The organism is Streptomyces sp. NPDC057939 (assembly GCF_042887545.1).
Classification (GTDB): domain Bacteria; phylum Actinomycetota; class Actinomycetes; order Streptomycetales; family Streptomycetaceae; genus Streptomyces.
Genome location: NZ_JBHVPG010000110.1, coordinates 5,001 through 6,623, shown reverse-complemented (window position 1 = coordinate 6,623; position 1,623 = coordinate 5,001). Strand labels below are relative to the sequence as shown.

Sequence of the window (1,623 nt, the reverse complement as noted above, 5' to 3'; positions counted from 1 at the left end):
GTCACTTTCCTTGCGTTTCAGCAGGGGGCTGTCTCTCCGGTGACCTGGCTGATGCTGTCGGAGATATTCCCGCTTCGATTGCGGGGGCTTGGTATGGGGGTCACTGTCTTCTGCCTCTGGATCGTGAACTTCCTTGTGGGTTTAACTTTTCCGGTCCTGCTCGCCAACATCGGATTGTCTGTAACTTTCTTCATTTTTGTTCTATTAGGGATAGCGTCCGTTATATTTGTGAAAAGGTTCCTTCCGGAAACGAAAGGTCTGTCGCTCGAACAGCTTGAACAAAACTTCCGTGCTTATGAAAAAACAGATCGTAATAGCGCAGAAGCTGAGGTGAGCGGGTAATCTGAATAGACGCGGGGTTCCTAGGAATCCTGCTTTTTTATTTATTATATAGAAGGGAATAATAAGTGAGAAAAAAGTTTCGTAAAAGTGTTGACCTCATTTAAAGTGCATGGTATATTATTAAACGTCGCTGATGAACAGCAGACAACAACAAAAAGCTTCGGAAACAACTTAAAAAAAGTTGTTGACATAAAAGAAGCTGAGTGGTAAGATAATAAAGTTGCTTCAACAAGCGGTAATGATCTTTGAAAACTAAACAAGACAAAACGTACCTGTTAATTCAAAGTTTTAAATAAATCGCACAGCGATGTGCGTAGTCAGTCAAACTACTTTATCGGAGAGTTTGATCCTGGCTCAGGACGAACGCTGGCGGCGTGCCTAATACATGCAAGTCGAGCGGACAGATGGGAGCTTGCTCCCTGATGTTAGCGGCGGACGGGTGAGTAACACGTGGGTAACCTGCCTGTAAGACTGGGATAACTCCGGGAAACCGGGGCTAATACCGGATGCTTGTTTGAACCGCATGGTTCAGACATAAAAGGTGGCTTCGGCTACCACTTACAGATGGACCCGCGGCGCATTAGCTAGTTGGTGAGGTAACGGCTCACCAAGGCAACGATGCGTAGCCGACCTGAGAGGGTGATCGGCCACACTGGGACTGAGACACGGCCCAGACTCCTACGGGAGGCAGCAGTAGGGAATCTTCCGCAATGGACGAAAGTCTGACGGAGCAACGCCGCGTGAGTGATGAAGGTTTTCGGATCGTAAAGCTCTGTTGTTAGGGAAGAACAAGTGCCGTTCAAATAGGGCGGCACCTTGACGGTACCTAACCAGAAAGCCACGGCTAACTACGTGCCAGCAGCCGCGGTAATACGTAGGTGGCAAGCGTTGTCCGGAATTATTGGGCGTAAAGGGCTCGCAGGCGGTTTCTTAAGTCTGATGTGAAAGCCCCCGGCTCAACCGGGGAGGGTCATTGGAAACTGGGGAACTTGAGTGCAGAAGAGGAGAGTGGAATTCCACGTGTAGCGGTGAAATGCGTAGAGATGTGGAGGAACACCAGTGGCGAAGGCGACTCTCTGGTCTGTAACTGACGCTGAGGAGCGAAAGCGTGGGGAGCGAACAGGATTAGATACCCTGGTAGTCCACGCCGTAAACGATGAGTGCTAAGTGTTAGGGGGTTTCCGCCCCTTAGTGCTGCAGCTAACGCATTAAGCACTCCGCCTGGGGAGTACGGTCGCAAGACTGAAACTCAAAGGAATTGACGGGGGCCCGCACAAGCGG

At 49.9% G+C, this 1,623-nt stretch carries 1 protein-coding gene and 1 rRNA gene (1 of these 2 cut by a window edge); both read left to right on the top strand.

Annotated features, from left to right (window positions below; all coding sequences use genetic code 11):
- Nucleotides 1-342, top strand: a 342-nt coding sequence (locus tag ACFVS6_RS42690) for an MFS transporter (protein ID WP_389711930.1), incomplete at its 5' end; no start/stop codon positions are given.
- Nucleotides 343-673: 331 nt separating this feature from the next.
- A 16S ribosomal RNA gene (locus ACFVS6_RS42685) occupies nucleotides 674-1,623 on the top strand (it continues 600 nt past the right edge of the window).